Annotated in this window: 11 protein-coding genes and 2 pseudogenes; 9 read left to right on the forward strand and 4 right to left on the reverse strand. The window is 61.2% G+C overall.

Features of this window, described 5'->3' with window-relative positions; translation table 11 throughout:
* The 3 genes and pseudogenes from HL666_RS30685 to HL666_RS30695 form a co-directional block, all read left to right on the forward strand.
* Positions 1 to 212 (forward strand): annotated as a pseudogene (locus HL666_RS30685) (IS110 family transposase); the annotation flags it as partial.
* An 896-nt stretch (positions 213 to 1,108) separates the two neighbouring features.
* The gene (locus HL666_RS30690; RefSeq protein WP_283814800.1) at positions 1,109 to 1,816 is read left to right on the forward strand and encodes an alpha/beta hydrolase; all 708 of its coding nucleotides are present in this window, start codon (positions 1,109 to 1,111) and stop codon (positions 1,814 to 1,816) included.
* A 251-nt stretch (positions 1,817 to 2,067) separates the two neighbouring features.
* The gene (locus HL666_RS30695) at positions 2,068 to 5,613 is read left to right on the forward strand and encodes a TM0106 family RecB-like putative nuclease (RefSeq protein WP_172185256.1); all 3,546 of its coding nucleotides are present in this window, start codon (positions 2,068 to 2,070) and stop codon (positions 5,611 to 5,613) included.
* Positions 5,614 to 5,764: 151 nt separating this feature from the next.
* Here the strand turns inward: HL666_RS30695 and HL666_RS30700 are convergent, their stop codons facing one another.
* A complete protein-coding gene (locus tag HL666_RS30700) occupies positions 5,765 to 6,166 on the reverse strand; it encodes a hypothetical protein (RefSeq protein WP_172185258.1) in 402 nt (133 codons plus the stop codon).
* Positions 6,167 to 6,492: 326 nt separating this feature from the next.
* Here HL666_RS30700 and HL666_RS30705 point away from each other — a divergent pair, with 326 nt between their 5' ends.
* The 6 genes from HL666_RS30705 to HL666_RS30730 all read left to right on the forward strand — a co-directional run bounded on the left by HL666_RS30705 (position 6,493) and on the right by HL666_RS30730 (position 14,157).
* Positions 6,493 to 6,723 (forward strand): helix-turn-helix domain-containing protein, encoded by a 231-nt coding sequence (locus tag HL666_RS30705; protein ID WP_172185260.1) that lies wholly within the window; start codon positions 6,493 to 6,495, stop codon positions 6,721 to 6,723.
* Between the two features lie 464 nt (positions 6,724 to 7,187).
* Positions 7,188 to 7,901, forward strand: a complete 714-nt coding sequence (locus HL666_RS30710) for a hypothetical protein (protein WP_172185262.1) — start codon at positions 7,188 to 7,190, stop codon at positions 7,899 to 7,901.
* Between the two features lie 1,438 nt (positions 7,902 to 9,339).
* On the forward strand, positions 9,340 to 11,205 hold the full coding sequence (locus tag HL666_RS30715) for a DUF6119 family protein (RefSeq protein ID WP_172185264.1): 1,866 nt from the start codon (positions 9,340 to 9,342) through the stop codon (positions 11,203 to 11,205).
* 419 nt (positions 11,206 to 11,624) lie between these two features.
* The gene (locus HL666_RS30720) at positions 11,625 to 12,248 is read left to right on the forward strand and encodes a dTMP kinase (protein ID WP_172185266.1); all 624 of its coding nucleotides are present in this window, start codon (positions 11,625 to 11,627) and stop codon (positions 12,246 to 12,248) included.
* A complete protein-coding gene (locus HL666_RS30725; protein ID WP_172185268.1) occupies positions 12,245 to 13,651 on the forward strand; it encodes a B12-binding domain-containing radical SAM protein in 1,407 nt (468 codons plus the stop codon). Before HL666_RS30720 ends, HL666_RS30725 begins: the two co-directional genes overlap by 4 nt.
* Complete coding sequence (locus tag HL666_RS30730) at positions 13,648 to 14,157, forward strand: hypothetical protein (protein ID WP_172185270.1); 510 nt, start codon at positions 13,648 to 13,650, stop codon at positions 14,155 to 14,157. Before HL666_RS30725 ends, HL666_RS30730 begins: the two co-directional genes overlap by 4 nt.
* A 219-nt stretch (positions 14,158 to 14,376) precedes the next feature.
* On the opposite strand, the pseudogene HL666_RS30735 reads toward HL666_RS30730, so the two are convergent.
* From HL666_RS30735 to HL666_RS30745, 3 genes and pseudogenes are all read right to left on the reverse strand, one after another.
* Positions 14,377 to 14,784, reverse strand: a pseudogene (locus HL666_RS30735) (cytochrome P450); the annotation flags it as partial.
* A gap of 68 nt (positions 14,785 to 14,852) precedes the next feature.
* Positions 14,853 to 15,332 carry a hypothetical protein gene (locus HL666_RS30740; RefSeq protein WP_172185252.1) on the reverse strand — a complete coding sequence of 160 codons (480 nt, stop codon included), beginning with the start codon at positions 15,330 to 15,332 and terminating at the stop codon, positions 14,853 to 14,855.
* A 91-nt stretch (positions 15,333 to 15,423) separates the two neighbouring features.
* Positions 15,424 to 17,235 (reverse strand): YadA family autotransporter adhesin, encoded by a 1,812-nt coding sequence (locus HL666_RS30745; RefSeq protein ID WP_172185272.1) that lies wholly within the window; start codon positions 17,233 to 17,235, stop codon positions 15,424 to 15,426.
* Positions 17,236 to 17,481 lie beyond the last annotated feature (246 nt).

Here is a 17,481-nt window from a genome sequence, read left to right on the forward strand (position 1 = left end):
GTCGCGACAAGGTGAAGACCTGGGGACTGGCGGTTGCCAAGCGGTCTGGACACCGCAAGGCGGTGGTGGCGGTGGCGCGCAAACTGGCGGTGATCATGCACGCGATGTGGTGCGACGGCACGGCGTATTGCGGCGACCAGGCCGTCAGCACCGCCGACGCGGCCGCGCATGCCAAGCGCAAGGATCGCAGGCTGCTGGGAGCGCTGGCATGAACCGTAGCAACAGCCCGGCAGCAACGAACGGGCGTCGCGGACGACGCGCGAATTGATGGAGCTCCGCTGTCAGCGGATGAGGACCGGTGCAGATCAGAGATGACGGAACGCACGCTATCTTGCCTGCGACGCGGTGCCCGAAGGGACGGCGCGATCGCGCGAAATTGCCTGTGACGTGGCTCCGTCAGACCGATGGAAAATTGCGCCGCGACGGCTATGCTGCTGCCATCGTGCAGCCGCGCCACGCCGTCGCTGAGCGCGGAAAGCTGCACGGCGCACTGGGACTCCTCGCTGTCGAAGAGCTGCAGATCAGACCGCGCTGCAGGCGTGTTTTTGACAATGAAGATGGAGAGCACCGATGGCGAAAACGACGAAGACGATCGTGGCGGAGAGGCAGAACATCCGGCCGATTAAAGCGGCAAGATAAAAGCGCCTCTCCGCGGCGTAGAATCGGCGGTCGTAAGTTCTTGTGTCCCCTTCTTACAGCGTGGCACCATTCCGAGAATGGTGGTGTTGCTAACAGAAGAAAGCGACGAGAATTCAAGTTCTTTAGCGGCACTCGTAGTAGATTGGCGAAGTCGGGCGTAAATTGGTGCAGATAGCTCATTGGCTCGAGAAACGGCCGCTCGCATTTCATATAGATCGGTTATGTTCGGATCTTCAGCGCAGGCGGCGGACGTTCAGCCGCCGCGGCTAATTGACGTCTGTGGCCATCGAGCCGTCTCAAGGGATCGCCAGCAATGAAACAAAAGGACTCGGCCGGCCCATTTGCCTTCTGACCTAACCGGCGCAACGGCGCCGCAGCGGATGCCGAGCGGCCAGTGCGTCACGCTCACGGTCTGTGGTATGATCGGAGCTTTCTGCGCGCCGAATGCAATCCGCCGAGGTCTATGCCGATGGAATTTGTTCTTGTGCCAGGACCCATGGTTCGTGCGTCTAGCCTTGAGCCAACCGCGCGCCATTTAGAGGGGCTAGGATATCGTATTCAGCTGCCCGATGTTCTAGCGCATCGGCATACGCCACCCGCCTGGAGGGAGTGGACCTCCCATTTGGCGGCCCTCGTGGACCTGAGTCCGAGGGCCGTCCTCGTTGGGCACAGCTCCGCCACCGCATTGATCGCTGATCTGGCAGCGAGACTGCCGTGCCGCTGCTTGATCATGGTCGACGGCGAAGTGCCGCCGTCGAAGGGAGCGGCCGCCCCGATTAGACCGGCATTGCGAGAGCTCATCGAGACGTTTGCAAAACCAGATGGGACGCTTCCGATCTGGTCCAGGTGGCAGGGGGATCAACGACGCGAGGCTCTCCTTGGGCTCGATATCTTAGGGCGTGACCCCTCCGCGCTAGCTGCCTTCGAAAGCGACCTGCCTGAGTTTTCGATCAAATGGTTCGACGATATCATCGAGCTTTCCGAGTGGGACCACATCCCGGCTGGGTTCATTCAAACGTCAGCAATCCATGAGCATTCGGCTGCTGAAGCCCGGCATCGCGGTTGGCCGGTCGTACGGCTGAACGGGACGCATCTTCACCCGACTCTCAGTCCGGCCGAAACTGCAGACGCCATCGTTGCCATGTCCAAGGGACTCGTCGAAGACTTCGATCCCTAGTGCAGTGTTGGATGCTTAGTCTGTTAGCTGGTCCGGACGATTCTCAGGCATTGCAGGCGTCCTTCTGCGCCGGCCGGGCCAGCAATCCCGGCGTCGCCTCAATTTCGATTTGTCCGACGCCGCGGCGAGGCCGCGCAGAATTTGCGGTGCTGTTGACGACTGGAAAGTGTCGATAGCCCTGAGAGCTTGAGGTAAAGTCTGTCAGCGCCTTTGTAGTTTGATTGGCGCCGTAACTGTGGCCGGGAGAGCCCATGGAAAAGACAAGGAACGCTCAAGGAACAGCACCGACACAGAACCAGCTGGAGGACCAGCTGGTCACCCTTGATCGGTCGGCAAAGGGACGCCCCGGCCACCTCACTCCGACTCAACTCGCGGCCCATCTGGCTTGTCCCCACCTTACCCAAATCGAGCGCCAGAGGCGTGACGGGCTCCTGTCTATCGAGTACAGCCCCGACCCACGCCTCGAGGCGCTGCGTGAGCGAGGCCGCCAACACGAGGCGGCCTATGTCGAGAGGCTGCGGAGTGCCGGCCGCTCGATCTGCGACCTGCGTGACGAGCGCGATCCTAGGGCAACCCAGCGAGCGATGGAGGCCGGCTTCGACGCTATCGTGCAGGCTACATTAGCCAATGATGTCTTCAGCGGTATTGCGGACGTGTTACTGCGCGTCGGCAGCACGACTTCGTCATTGCCCGGCTACGCTTACGAGCCGGCCGACACTAAGCTTTCACTTCAGACCAAGCCAGGCACGATCCTGCAACTGTGCACTTACGCCGAATTGCTGAAGCCGATGCAGGGGCTGGAACCCGAATCCATCCACGTCATCACGCCGCTTCAGCAGGAAACCTACCGCACCGCGCAGTTTGCGGCGTACTACCGTCTGGTACGTACCCGCCTGTTGACCGCAGTAAGCGCAGTTCCGGCGCCGAGCACGTATCCGCAACCTGTGGCTCACTGCGACGTCTGCACCCATTGGCGCTATTGCGACCAGCAGAGGCGCGCCGACGACCACCCTTCCTTGGTCGCAGGCATCAGCGGCGCTCAAGTGCGTGAGTTCCAGCAGCAGGGACTTCCCACGGTTACTGCCATTGCCCAAGGAGAGGGTCGGCTTCCTGACAAGCCCAAGCGAGGCGCTGAAGAAACCTACCGACGGCTCGGACAACAAGCCCGGTTGCAAGTGGCAAGCCGAGGTGCCGAGATGCCGCAGATCGAGGCGCTTGCGCTTGACCCAGGCCGCGGGCTGGCAAGATTACCAGAGCCTTCGGTCGGCGATATTTTCCTCGACTTCGAGGGCGATCCATTCGTTGCCCCGCACGGCCTAGAATACCTCACCGGGGTGTGTTTCACCAATAAGGCCGGAATCGTCGAGTTCAACCAACAGTGGGCGCTACAGACGGCTGAGGAGAAGGCTGCTTTTGAGGCCTTCATCGACTTTGCGCTGGCTCGCGTGCAGGAGCACCCTGGGACCCATGTCTATCACTTCGGCGCTTACGAGCCCGCGGCCCTGAAAAGGCTCTCAGCCCGTCATGCGACCCGGGGGTCTGAGCTGGACCAATTGCTACGTGGCCGGCGATTCGTGGACTTGCACGCCGTTGTGCGCGAGAGCTTTCGCATAGGCGTGGAGCGCTACGGTCTCAAGGAGCTGGAAGCCTTGCATGGCTTTCAACGCCGACTGGACCTTCGAGACGCCGGCATCGCACGGCGCAACCTCGAACTAGCGCTTGAACTGGGCAATATCGAAGTCCTCCCAGACGAAGTTCGTGGCCGCGTCGCCGCCTACAACGCGGACGACTGCCTCTCCACGGAGAGCCTGCGTGGCTGGCTCGAGCGCCAGCGCGACGATTGTCTCGCGCGCGGCCAGTACATTGATCGGCCGGTGCCCGGCACGCTGACGCCAAGTGAGGATGTCAGCGCCCGCGATCAGCGCATTTCGGCGCTCAGGGACATCTTGCGGCAGGGCTTGCCGGCGGACCTCGAAACCTGGACGGCGGACGAAAGGGCGCGGGCGCCCCTCGCTGCGATGCTCGGGTACTTCCGTCAGGAAGAAAAGAACGCCTGGTGGGAGTTCTTTCGGCTTCGCGATCTGCCCGATGATGAACACCTCGAAGAACGCCATATGCTTGCCGGGCTTGAGTTCGTCGAACGTCTTCCGAAAAGAGGGCGCGAGCGGAATGCGCGATGCCGTTTCCGTTTCCCCATCCAGGAAACCGCTGTCGATGTCGGTGACAGCGTCGTATGGCCGCTCCCCGCAGAGTCGGGCCAGGAACCTCACACGATGAAAGCCACGGTCGAAGCGCTCGATCTCGCCGACCGAACCATCGTATTGAGCATCAGCGAGAAGGCCATGCAGTCCCTCCCTGCCTCGGTTTTCAAAGATCCGGTGGTCGGTGCCAAGCCGCTCGAAGAAGCCGTGCTGGCTTTCGCCGAGCATGTCTGCAACAGCGGGTTCGATCACGACAGCCCCTACGCCGCTGCAGGTGAACTCTTGCGAGCACGCCCGCCGCGCCGGATCGCTGGCGTCGGCTACGAGCTCCGCCGTGCCGATGAAGAGGCTGGCCCGGCGCTGGTACGCCTGTCTAGCGAAATCGAAGGCGGCGTGCTGCCCGTCCAGGGGCCGCCAGGAGCCGGCAAGACGACTCAAGGTGCCAATGCCATCCTGGCGCTCGCCGCGGCGGGCAAGAAGATAGGCATCACAGCCGTCAGCCACAAAGTCATCGATAACCTGTTGATCGCCGTAGGCAACACCAACAATGCATCGCGGAGCGTCCAAGAACTGCACTTGGTACACAAGGATGATGAGCACGACGGTGTGGACGGCATTGAATTTGCCAAGTCGTCACGCGACGCGCTCGATCGCATTGCCCCGGGCACCATCGTCGGCGGCACCGCTTGGCTGTGGGCGCATCCTGACGCTATCGGCCGCCTGGACGTGCTGGTCATCGACGAGGCTGGACAGATGGCTCTGGCACAGGCGCTCGCGGCCGCGCGCGCGGCCCGCAATTTGCTGTTACTCGGTGACCCGCAGCAGCTTGAACAGCCCACGCGGGGCGCCCACGAAGACGGCGCGGACGTTGCTGCACTTGTGCACCTGCTAGGTCCCGGGCAGGCGACCCTGCGCCCCGACCAAGGTCTGTTCCTCGACCGCACTTACCGGCTGCACCCCGCCATTTGCGCGTTCACGTCGGAGGCCTATTACGAAGGGCGGCTGCAGTCTAATCGCGGTTTAGAGCGCCAACGTATCGATGGCGCCACGCTGTTCGCCGGTGCAGGTCTGTTCCTGGTGGAGGTGGCCCATCAAGGCAACCAAGCCCAATCCCTCGAAGAGGTTGAGGCTGTCGTTGCGATCGCTCGTTCGTTGCTGCAACCCGGCAACACGTGGACAAACGCCGATGGGGAAGCCCGCTTTTTGGAGCCGGAGGACATCCTAGTCGTCGCGCCCTACAATTCTCAAGTAAGTGCGCTGAGGCGTGCACTCGCCAGCTTTGATGTAGTCCGCGTCGGGACTGTTGACAAATTTCAGGGCCAGCAAGCGCCAGTAGTGATTTATTCGTGCGCAAGTTCCTCACCTGAGGACGCGCCGCGCGGCATGGCGTTCCTCTATGACCCGCATCGGTTCAATGTGGCGACTAGCCGGGCGCGCGGCATAGTCATTGTTGTTGCGAATCCACGTCTCTTCGAACCCGATTGCCGCACGCCCGACCAGATGGCCTGGGCGAGCGGGTTCTGCCGGTTTGAGGAATTGGCAACGAAGATCACACTACCCGAAATCGGAGGGGGTGGTCGTCTTCAAGGCGAGTAGCGGCGTAGAGATTGTCTCAGGGGAGGGCCGACCGGCGGGGAGCAACGTCAGGCGAGCCGCCGACGGCGACTCCGCCCTCCTCATAAACAACTAGCCGCCTTGCGGATGTTCGCTATGCCGCGGCTAGCCAAAGACGAGGAGACAGGCGGCACTATTCGCCAAAGTTCGGCTGGCGAATGTCTACGGGCACGTGCGCAATCTTACAGATCTCCTCAACGAGGAGCCGTACCGCTCGCCCTTGCCAATCAATTTGATCGATCGGAGATTCCCAATACTCTGATAGGACGTAGGCCAAATGGCGCGCCTTTATGCTCAGGCCTTTCAAAGTGCTGGCGGGCGTCTCCATGATCGCTCGTTCGACAGGATCAAGGCGGGCCAGCAACGCCTCGTCATGTGCCGTAACGTACTCGTCAGCTTGCTTCGATAGGTCGGAAACGCTGCGATCGAGTTCTGCCGCCAGCGCAATAAGCTGTTCCTCAAGAGCTGTGAGACCAGCGTCTGGGTCCGACGACGTCCCAGAATCAAGACTGTTAAACGATGTTCGCGTTTCCATTTGAGCTCCGAAAGAGTCGCGTGCGGCGCACAGCCTCACAGTCGTGTATCGCCCCTAGCCGCTGGGCCCCTGCGATTCCGATGATGTCTAGTATTCGCTCAGGCTGCTGTTGCTTGCTGCTGTCGGGCCGTTGTGCCGGCCCCCCGGTCTCCTCGAGAGTCTAACTGTTTGAGCTTCGCGCCCCCTGCATCATCGCTCTGTCTCCGAAATCCAGGGGCATGCGCCCATTCGGAATCCGCCCCACAACTCCAAAGAGGTGGCGGTATTTTCGTATTATAGGTTATAACCTATAGAATTTCCAGCCCCGCTTTGGTCCTACCGTCCAGATGAACTGGTCGGACCCAAAGGCGGCGCGCGGCGTTCTCGGGGAGAATGTTAGGCGGCTTCGCAAAGCAAAAAGGTTTAGCCAAGAACGCTTGGCCGAGCTGACCGAGCTCGACCAGCCGCACATCAGCGAAATTGAGGCAGGGCTGATTAATCTCACCCTCGATAACGTCCAGGCGCTGGCCGTAGCGCTGGGCGTTGAGCCCTCCGATCTGCTGAAGCCGCCTTTCTAAACGAGAACGTTTGGAATTGCGGTGGACGAGCCGGCTAGGCAGCAAGTCGATCCCGCTCCGAGCAGTACCTGCGCCGTAGTTTGAGGCTCGTCCGGCCACCGACGCGGCTATTCGTCTGCCCGCTCACCTTCTACGCACCGGCCTCGTCCCGGCTGCTTCGATGCGGCTGATGCTGTCCGTGTCCCTCGATTGGACGTGGATAGCCTAATCGCATAGCGGCGGAGCACAGCGAATACTCGGCGATATGCCAGCCCGCAATGGATATGGCACAATCGGCTTATGTTGCCGCGCTGCCATTGCAGGAGTGAGTTGCGCATATCGGGGAATGCGAGATCCGGCAAACTGCTGAAAGAGGCGAATACTCGTGTAAGCCTCGCACGCCATCCTGCAGGGAGAATGGGTTCCCCCCGGCCGGCTGAAGATTGCAGCGATCTGGACGGACACCCCTAGATGGTCAACCGCCAGTGACGATCGTCCGTCGCGAGCACAGGGCGCAATTCACCATCGTCCCGAACGCTGTCTTCGCGGATCCCCGCCTATCTGTCGAGGCGAAGGGCGTGCTCGGCTATCTGCTGTCGCGTCCCCACAAATGGCACGTCCGCCTGGATCACGTCGGGCGGACCCTGGTTGTTGGCCGCAAGAAGCTGCAGCGCATCTTTCGAGAGTTAATCGCCGCCGGCTATGTCGCCCGCGAAGCGCAACGATTCGTCGACGGACACCGGTTCGGCGAGCTCGACTATGTCGTCCATGACGTGCCTGTGCCTGTGGATAAGTCGTTGCGTCCGCGGGGTCGAAAGGGACCTGCGGCTCCGCGGGTCCAAAAGGGACCTGCGTATAAAGACTCGCCGCGGGGCCCTAAGGGACCTGCCTATAAAGAACTATATAAAAACAGACCTTCTCCACCAGCGGCCTATGCACCTGATGGTTGGTCGAACGCCATCGGCGTGACGCAAGATCGGCTTGACCAGCTCCAGGACGACGAGGCTCGGCTGGATCCGGCGATCGTGGGGCTTTTCGACGACGTCGCTGAAGGTTGGGAATTGGTGGCCGCGCTTCCGGATCAAGAACGGGCTGAGCTGCGCCAACGCTTCAGACGGGGTGAGCTCGATCGGTCGGCGATCATTGAGCTCCGGAATCGATACCTGCATGTGCTGGGTGGCCGTCGGGGTAAGAGGTGATCGCTGCTGTCGGGCTCCAGAGCCCCCTGACCGGTTCTGACCGGTGCGGGGTCGGCAGATGATCCACGCCAGGCAGAGCGCGGGGCAAGGCCGTCGAGTCTGATACGAAATTTCATCCGACTTGGTGTCTCGCCTCAATGCCCCTGACCATATCCCTAAGGCCATAGCGCGGGCCTAGGAGACTGAAGCGGCTCTGGCGGCTTGTGTCTGCCGCCAAACTCCGTTGAAGCCCCCAGAGGCGCCGGAAGGGCTCAAGAGCCATGGATCCGAGAAGAGGGCTGAGGGCACAGCAGTCTGCTGAGATCCGCTGCGTCGCAGGTTGCCTGCGCCTGGGCCGGAGTTGCGGCAAACCGGGTGAGATCGCCGAGCGAATCTGTTTGCCAATCGCCGAAATAGCCGTTGTGGCTCAGTGGTGGAACTCGTGGCTGGAAAATTGGCAAACGCCTTGAATTGTTGGCTTTTTCACTCTTCCCTAGGGAGCGCCATTCCCCGGCGCTCAACCCTCGATCTCTGACCCTCGCGGCGCGGCTCCTCAGCCTCGCGGCGCATTCCTGCGTCCGAGCTTTGCTCTTCGGGACGCCCCTCATCAAGAAGGGCGCAGGGAAGGCCGGGTGCAGGCCGCACCCATGGCCCGCCTGCAGAAAGAAAAGCAGGCGGCAGTCACCACAGGATTGGCCGAACAACCGGCCTTCCCTGCGCGATGGGTTGAACGGCTGCTCCGTGCTCTCCCAGGGGACCGGGCTTGCTTGCCCCCGTCATCGGGATGTCGCCGACCAAGACACCAGCGTCGGGGTGTCGGGACCACACGGCTTGACCGTCCGCCCGAGGTTCGTTCGTCCGCACGCGAAACGCGCACTGCGACCCCAGGCGGCCACCGCATCTCCCGCTCCACGGTCCGTGACGATCGCGAAACGCCCCTTCAGCGAGCAGGAGACGGCGGCAGTCTAGCATGATTTCCGGAAAAGAGAAATTGTTTTTTGAGTGCTTCTGTATTTCGCTCGGTGGCGCATCCGGCACACGAAAGTGATGCACCTGCTCTGACGAGCAAATTAGCGAGTTGCTTTCGGCTTGCCGAAGCAAGGAGGCACGTCTAAGTTGAAAAGATCGTGCATGGTTAGAGCAGAGGATCGCCAAGCGCGGTGACAGCGGTACAAATTTGGAGTGCAGCCCCATCTACGGCTCCACTGACTGTCGAGAGGACTGCGTTCGCGGGGATCCCTGAGCCTTTACCTGCTCCCGCTGCGGTCATCCGATGGCAGAAAGCATTTCGTCAGTCCATTTTGGCCGCAACTGCTCAGCGGAAGGGAGTTCCGATGAACCTTCCTCGTTCTGTACCCGATTGTGAGTTCATGACGGTCTAACAAGCCATTACGCCTCACGAATAATCAGCGCACTCGGGAGGACGAAGGGACGCCAGCGAGTTCTAAGGATGAAATAGATGGCTGAGAAGTCGAGACCATTCTCAATCTACTTACTGCGACCTAATTATAACGCTGCCAATGTGTTGGTCGAAGATCATAGCCTCGAAGCGGTCGAGGGCGCGCATATTCCCGACGGTGGGATCTTCTATATTCTGGACGCCGAGCCTAAACGGCCATGGTGGCGTGGATATTTTGGAGTTGAGGAGGATATCTGGCAGGAGACTAAGGGGGCAATACTCTTTCTTTCAGTCAGCGACAGGTGCTTCGCCGTGACCTTTGGTCAAGTGCATCACAACCTCAAAGATGTCGCTTATGAGTATGATTTTGGTCTGCGAGTAACGTTGAACATGCTTGACCCAAAGCAGCTGCGAAGCGCCGACATGGTTGAGCCCGGCCCGGCTCGTCGCAAGAGAACTCAAGTGCCAATTTCGACAGAGTTGACTTATCTCGACTTTGACGCAAACAGCGAGATCATCAAGAGTCTTACCGGAAAGGTGAAGCCTGAGTTCGAGGATCTGTTTAAGGCGGCTACAGGTTCGGCCAGCTTGAAGGTCAGTCTGAAGGTCAAGCCTGACGATCTAGCAGACAGATGTCACCGGTTCCTCGAGCTTTATGAAAGCGAAGAGTACAAAGAGTCGTTTCCGAATATTGAAAATATTACGCCTGTGCGAAATCCGGATGATTTGGCTCCTCTAGAGGACTGCCTTCTGAAATCGATCAAGAGTAAGGACGGCGAAACTACGCTTACTATACCGGACATAGTCGATTACCGAGATGCTACGTGCTGCATGTTTGCCGGAGGCTCGGGTTCAAGCCAGATTTATCCGGACATATCCCTTGAGCAATTCTATGAATACGTTGGTCACGATGGATTGGCCTCCCTAACGCTTGACCAGCTCAAACGCGACTATCGTCTCATCCTTACCGATACGGAAGGTGTTCCTGATAAATCGTACGGGCTGTATCGTAGTCTTATTTTCGATATTCAGCTTGAGGGAGAGGGTGCGATCTATCATCTTTGCGAGGGCGCTTGGTATAAGGTCGAGCGCGCGTTTGCGGCTCGGTTGCGCGATTATTTGGATGCTAAATGGGAGCCGACCGATTTATCTGCGTACGATCATGATGTTCAAAGCAATGGTAAGCTGATTTATAGCGAAGAAAACTATAATATCGCCATGGCCGCTGCACATCCGGGGCTGCTTTGCCTCGACCAAAAAGATATCAGCCCATCAGGTGCAACTGCGATAGAGCCCTGCGATCTCTACATAGCCCGGGCGGATGAGGGTGCGGCGTCAGGACGACGCGGATTTTTCTATCATGTGAAGATTTCGACGCGCTCTGCACATCTCAGTCATTTGTTTAATCAGGGCCTGAATGCTTTGGAGCTTATCCGTCATGAGCCGGCGTCGCGTGCAAAGATGGAGGCCCTCATAACGGCGGAGCTAAATGGAGTTGATCCGACTTCCTATATCGCGCCGTTCGTACATTCTGACTACAAGATTGTGTTCGGGATCATCACCCACAAGGACCCCGCTGCGCGTTCTTCGAACCTTCCGCTTTTCTCTAAGCTAAGCTTAATGCGGAATATGCAACGACTAGACTTTGCTAGAATCCCGTGTGCTCTCACTTTTATTCCAGACCGCAGCCCTGCCAAGGGAGGCCATATGCCATACCAGGCCGTGCTAGTTGAGGTCGTGCAGGATGGCCGTAAAAAGGTTGTTCGCGCGATTCAAGGTCAGGGACTGGATACTAACGTAAACATCAAAGGATGCCCTAAGGAAGTGTCATCGAGTCAACCCGGTACGCGTTTCAATCTCTCCGTGAAGACCAGCGAAGCCGGTTATACTTCATCGTTCCATTGGCCCTATGCTTTGGCTGACTAGCCAATCCAATCCGGAATTGCGGTTACGTGCACTTGATGCTCAGATACTGGCGCCTCTGCAGGTTTAACGATCCCGGTCGTGGGAGTGCTAAAGATTAGCAGCACTGCTACCGAAACTGTACTGTATCCGCTTTGAAGGTCTCTGGCTCGCCGTGCTCCTAATCATGCCGGCAAAGGAGCGCGAGGCCAGCGCCGGCACCGAAGCCCAGGACAGCAAAGCCTGTGGCGGACGGAACTTCCAACGCTTGTTTAGGGCAAGTTCCTGTGCACTGATTAGCGTATCATAGACGGAAAGTGGTGGTTTCCGAATCGCGACAATGGTGGCATTATTTCATGGTTGCATTCATGAGTTGTTTTTGGCTTCGAGATGGATAGGGCCCTCCGTTTTGGGCCTCGAAGGCATGGCGGATTATTGAAGCGATGCTTGCAGCAGATTTTAGCCACGGTGTAGCCAAGTTCCCGATAGTCGCCCTTGAAGGGGCGAGCGGCATCGGGAAGTCCACGATGCTCCATATGATCTCGGAAGAGTTAGGCCGGGCGAACGTCTCTTTCGATCTGTGCAGCAACAACGACAGCGGGCGTTGGAGCGCGGTCATCCGGGATCTCGCCGGTACGTCAGACCGGCCGTTGACACTGGCCCTTGCCACTGCAGCCGCTCGCGCCGAGCTGAGAGAGAGCGCGCAGCGGCCCCAGCTTTGTGACCGTTTCGTCGTCTCGACGCTGGTCTATCAGCGTTTTGCGGGTGTGCCCGTCAAATATCTCTACGAGGTGAACCGGCCGGTGCTGGCCGAATCGGTCACATTTGTCTTGCGGCTCGAGGCGGAGGCGCTGGAGGCAAGACGCCGCAGCCGTCCGGCCAAGTCGGACTGGTTCAAGGATCGATTGAAGCCTCGCGAGGAGATCGAATTCTACGATGAAGCGGCTACTCTTCTGAAAGAGCAGGGCCACGATGTGCGGGTCGTGGATGCATCGCCTGACCAAACGACGTTGGCGCGGGCGCTCGCCGCCGAAATCGCGGACATGTGGCAGAGGACCGGCTCATGATGAAGCCGCAGCCGGCCATCGAGAGCGGCATCGACCTCGTCCTGGTGAACTCGCCGCTTAGGAACTACGACCAGGAACCAAGGCGTAACGAATTCACGCTGCCGACGCTCGGGCTAGCGTACATCGCGACCTGTGCCAACCAAAGCGGCTTTTCGGTCCGCGTGCTGGATGCCGAGGCCAGGGGACTTGGTCTTTCCGAGGTCGCGACACTTCTCAATCGCGTCGCTCCACGCTGGGTCGGCCTCAATCTGCTGGCGCCGACCTATGTCCATAGCGTCCGACTCCTGCAACTGCTCGATCCAGAGATATCCGTGATGTTGGGTGGCCACCATGCCAAAGCCCTGCCGCGTGCCATTCTCGAAGATAGCCGCATTCCGCGGATCGATGCGCTCGTCCTTGGCGAAGCTGAAACGCGTGTCCCATTCCTGCTCTGCGATGTGACATCGCGGGCTGAGCTGCCGGGCGTGTTTTGGCGCGAGGGGCAACGGCCAGTGATGCCGACCGTACGCGCCAAAGACCCGCTTCTGCTGGCACCCGATCTCGACGCGATGCCGCTCCTGGACAGGAGCCATTTGGATCGGGATCCGTACAGTGACGGCGGAATTCTGGAATCGGCGATGGTGGCGTCGCGCGGATGCCCTTTCGACTGCTCTTTTTGCGGCGCTGCCGTCAGCAGCAATCCAGACGTCACCATCCGCATGCGTAAGCCGGACAGGATCATAGAGGAGGTCGTCGACATCAGAGCCCGGCTCGGCGTGCAAAGGGTTAGATTCGTCGATGACCTCTTCCTGGCTAATCAGAGGATGATGCGAACGACACTTCGTGCCTTTGTCGATGCCGGCTTGGATATGCGCTGGGACGCGACCGGGCGGATCAACGTTCTGGCAACGGCACAGGACGACCTCCTCGATCTGATGCGCGCAGCAGGGTGTCGTGAGGTCGCTTTGGGCATCGAAAGCGGCAGCGACCGCGTGTTGCGACACGTGGACAAGAAGATCACCGTTTCTCAGGTCGTGCGCGCCGTGACGAGACTCTGCAGGATCGGGATTGACGTTAAAGGATATTTCATCCTTGGACTGCCTACTGAGACCCGGGACGAGCATCAGGAAACCCTGGCGTTGATAAGGCAGCTTTGGGATCTGACGGACGGCATGCCGGGGCGTTTCCGCTGTAGCGTCTTCGAATACCGACCTTATCCGGGCACGCCGGACTGGCAGCGGCTGGTTGATGCTGGTCACTTACCGGAGGCCATGTTGGACTATTCGGACCGGATGGCCGACGCAGACTGTCCGCCGGATCGCGACGAGTTCAACTTTTCCACCGGTTTGCAGTTCGGCGACGTGCCGGTCGACGTCATCCGCCGCAATTTGGCGACGATAATGCGAGAGCAGCGATTGCGATGAAGCGGGCGACGATCTTATTCCTGGGACCATGCCGCAAGTTCGATCCGGCAACTTCCAAGCCGTTTCCCGCCTTCTCCTCCCAATCCCGCTCGGGCAAATTCCTGCGAAGCGCAATCGAAGCCGCGGCGGCATCTGACGATGTTATAATACGCTTCGACAACGTGATACCGCGCGTGCTTTTCGACAAGGAGGGCCGGGAGCGCTACCCGAGCTGTGGCGAACTCGTTGAGGAACTGGAACGGCACGCCTTGTGGAAGCTTTCCAGGTCTGACGTCGTGATCGGGCTGAGCGCAATCGTGGGTGACGCGCTCCAGAGAGTCGAAGGCTCACGCCTTAAAGCCGGCCATCATGCTGGACCAACCGTGGTCCGGCTTGAGCATCCCTCATTCATGATGAGAAGACCCATCAAGGAGCGAACGGACTATGTTCGACGGTTGCGCGAATGCATCTGTCTGGCGGTGGACGCGTCAATCGGTTCAAGTGCCGTCGCGCTGGCGAACGCTTGAGGCTACAAACGACGCGATTGATCTTCTTCCGCAGAAGTCGTCGAGCTCAGAAAGCGGCCCGCGTTTGTCTTCGTCGTGCCAAAAGACGCTTCGAAGGACTCCCTCGTGGTGTGACGGGTGTCAGCGCGCGATACTACTACGCGTCGTGCGGCGTTGTGGGACCATTAATCCTGATCGCCGCGTGCTGCTAGACGGAATAAGCGAGCTCTCGCCCTCATCCTAATGTAGCCTCACCGCCAACCCCAGCGGCCCCCGAAACCCGAACCCGTGCCACCGCACGCTCGCCGCATCCACCAGCTCCATCTTCGGAAACCGCTCGAACAGCATCGGCAGCAGGATCGCGCCGACGGTGCGGCGGGAAAGGTGGGCGCCGGCGCAGTGGTGGGGGCCGTTGCCGAAGGCCTGGTGGGGATTGGGGTCGCGCAGCGCGTTGGTGTGCTCGCCGTCGGTGAACAGGTCCTCGTCGCGGTTGGCGGAGGCCTGGATGGTCATCACGGTGTCGCCCTTCGGGATCAGGCAGCCGCGGATCTCGGTGTCCTCCATGACCAGGCGTGAGCTCGCCTGAATCGGCGCCACCCAGCGCACGCGGTCCTCGAAGGCGGCGCGCCATTTGTCCGGCACCTTGACGGGTGACGGTGCGCGAAACCTGCGAGCCGCGGGCGAGGACAGTCTCCAGATCAATCCCCGATTCCCCTTTATCTCCTTTGCGCCGGTGCTCCATTCACGGAGGAAACGGGAGGCCCGGGGCGGCCCGGCATGCATGATATGTTGCCGACGGTGTTGGGGCCGTACTGGACGAAGCCGGTCGCCGTGGTCGGCGAATGCGGCGCCGAGATCGGCAGATAGACGTAGCACACGGTGCCATCGACGGGATCGCGCAGCCGCTGGATCACGGTGTCCTGCAGCGGGCCGGAGAATTGCCGTTCGAGAATCATCTTCGGCAGGTTGGTCCATTGCAGCGATGGCTGGAATTGAGGTGCGGCCGGTTGCGGTGGTTGGGCAGGGACCTGCGCCTGCATGGGAGCCGGCTGTTGCTGGGCGGTCGCGGGCTGCGGCAGGGCGGCGATGACGAGCGGACCTGCCGCGGCTCGCATCAACCAGCGGCACACGGCCGCCAGCGTGGTGCGGGACCGAGGGCGGTCCCGATCGCGGCGGTCGGTCGGCCGCGTCGGCATCAGAACTCCACCGCCATGCCGCCGCGGCCGACATGCTCGTTGCCGCCGCCATTGGAATAGCTGCCATAGATCAATGTGGGAATGCCGAGGTTCAGCCGATGCGACACGCCGATGCTGACGCCGGTTTCGCCACGGTAGTAGCCGGTCCGGCGGCGACCGACGTCTTGCCCGGCGCCGACGGCATCAGCACCGGTGCCACGGCGACGGCGGCGACGATGCCGCGCCGCGCCTCGCGGCGCGTGTCGGTGATCTGGTTCTGCAGGCCCGCCGCGACCGACTGCAGCTGCCCGACGTTGACGGCGTCGGTCTGGCTGATGCCGGCGGCGACATTGGTCAGCCGGCGCTCGTTTCCAGCAGAGCCGAACGACACCGTGTTGGCGACCGTGTTAGTCGATCCCGATCCGATGGCGACGGCATTCGCTGCCGTGGCGGACGCATTCGGACCGATGGCGGTGGCCAGCGAGCCGGTCGCCACGGCGCCGTCGCCATAGGCTGCGCCGCCATTGGCCGCCGAGGCGGCAGCGCCGACCGCGACCGAGCCGGTGGCCACGGCGCCGGTGCCGATCGCGATGGCATTGACGCCGGTCGACGCCGCGTCGAGCCCGACCGCGATCGATCCCGATTGCGTCGCCTGGGCGTTGCCGCCGATCGCGATCGCATCGGCGCCCGAGGCCGTTGCCGCCGCAGCCGTGCTGTTGATCTTGGTGTAGCGTCCGGCCTGCGAGATGCCGCCGATGGTCGCGCTGAGCGCGGCAATGTCGGTGGTGTTGGTGGCGACCTGGCCGGACAGCGACGCGATCTGCTGGTTGGTGGCATAGAGCTGGCTGCCGTTGACCGCGTCGGTGCTGGTTGCATTCAGCGCGCCGGCGGCGACGCCGGTGACGGTGCGATTGCCGGAGCTGCCGGCGACGCTCACCGTCGTGCCGTCCGTCGCGCCACCGACGCTGATGATCCGGGTCGCGGCGTTCTGCTGCACCAGGCCGATCGCGCCGCTGTTGAGCTGGGTCTGCAGGTTGGCGATGCTGGCCGCGTTGGCGGTCAGCGCGCTGTCGACCGCGCCCAGCGCGCCCCCGACATTGTCGTAGGCGACGCTCTGGATGATGTAGCTCGGCATCGTCAACTGCCCGTTGGCGTCCACCCCGGCGTTGCCGCCGAAGGCCGCGGCGACGCGCTGGTTCGCCGTCATCAATTGGCCGCCGTTGATCGCGTCGGTGCTGTTGGCGGCGATCGTGCCTGCGGCGAGGTTGACGATCCTGCGCTCGCTGCCGACGCTTCCGACCGACACGGTGTCGGCGATATCCGCCACGGAGTTCGCGCCGAGCGCAACCGAATTGGTGGCGATCGCGACGGAGTAGGAGCCGATCGCCGTGCTTTCGTTCACGGTCGCCCTGGCGCCGATGCCGAGCGCCGTGCTGTATTCGCCGTCCGCCCTGGTGCCCGCGCCGAGCGCCGTGCTCGCCAGGGCGATCGCCCTGCTGGCCTGCCCGATCGCCGTGCTCGTGTTGCCGCTCGCCGTGCTGTGGTCTCCGATCGCCGTGCTTCCGTCATCTGTGGCCGCGCTGGCGACGCCGTTGGCCGTGCTCTGGAGGCCGCTCGCAACGCTGGAAAAGCCGGTGGCCGTGCTGGCGTAGCCGCTCGCCGTGCTGCTGTTGCCGGTCGCCGTGCTGTAGTCGCCGCTCGCCGTGCTGCCGATGCCAGTGGCCGTGCTGCTGAGGCCGGTCGCCGTTTGTGCCTGAGCAGGCGCCGTCATCAGCGCGGCGATCGCAATGGCGGCGCAGCATGCAAGACCCGCTTGCGGGCGGACGCTCCACGCTGCAAGCCGCGAGGCGAGCGGTCTGCTGCCCGGCAGGCGACGACACCGCCGCCGCAATCGGCGCGCATCGGCCGCACGATCGTCCAACATGATACGAACCTGGATCATACGAACCTGAACCTCCATCCGGATCAGCCGGGACATGCGTCGCCAAATGATGCGCCGGAAAGGCAGCAGCGCGCCGGTTCGTCCCTTGCACCCGGAGGCTCGTGCTCAACTCAGTGCACGGAGAACGTCAGATAGCCTAACGTACGGTGTTACCCGTGACTGTGACTTCAAGGTAACTTTCAGACACAAATATCGTAAGGTTGTAAATCTATTCATTGCAACCTCATT

Source organism: Bradyrhizobium aeschynomenes (genome assembly GCF_013178945.1).
Taxonomy (GTDB): domain Bacteria; phylum Pseudomonadota; class Alphaproteobacteria; order Rhizobiales; family Xanthobacteraceae; genus Bradyrhizobium; species Bradyrhizobium aeschynomenes.

Coding starts and splice junctions, on each gene's coding strand:
- HL666_RS30690 (WP_283814800.1), top strand. CDS start 1,109: ATGGAATTTGTTCTTGTGCCAGGACCCATGGTTCGTGCGTCTAGCCTT.
- HL666_RS30695 (WP_172185256.1), top strand. CDS start 2,068: ATGGAAAAGACAAGGAACGCTCAAGGAACAGCACCGACACAGAACCAG.
- HL666_RS30700 (WP_172185258.1), bottom strand. CDS start 6,166: ATGGAAACGCGAACATCGTTTAACAGTCTTGATTCTGGGACGTCGTCG.
- HL666_RS30705 (WP_172185260.1), top strand. CDS start 6,493: ATGAACTGGTCGGACCCAAAGGCGGCGCGCGGCGTTCTCGGGGAGAAT.
- HL666_RS30715 (WP_172185264.1), top strand. CDS start 9,340: ATGGCTGAGAAGTCGAGACCATTCTCAATCTACTTACTGCGACCTAAT.
- HL666_RS30720 (WP_172185266.1), top strand. CDS start 11,625: ATGCTTGCAGCAGATTTTAGCCACGGTGTAGCCAAGTTCCCGATAGTC.
- HL666_RS30725 (WP_172185268.1), top strand. CDS start 12,245: ATGATGAAGCCGCAGCCGGCCATCGAGAGCGGCATCGACCTCGTCCTG.
- HL666_RS30730 (WP_172185270.1), top strand. CDS start 13,648: ATGAAGCGGGCGACGATCTTATTCCTGGGACCATGCCGCAAGTTCGAT.
- HL666_RS30740 (WP_172185252.1), bottom strand. CDS start 15,332: ATGCCGACGCGGCCGACCGACCGCCGCGATCGGGACCGCCCTCGGTCC.
- HL666_RS30745 (WP_172185272.1), bottom strand. CDS start 17,235: ATGTTGGACGATCGTGCGGCCGATGCGCGCCGATTGCGGCGGCGGTGT.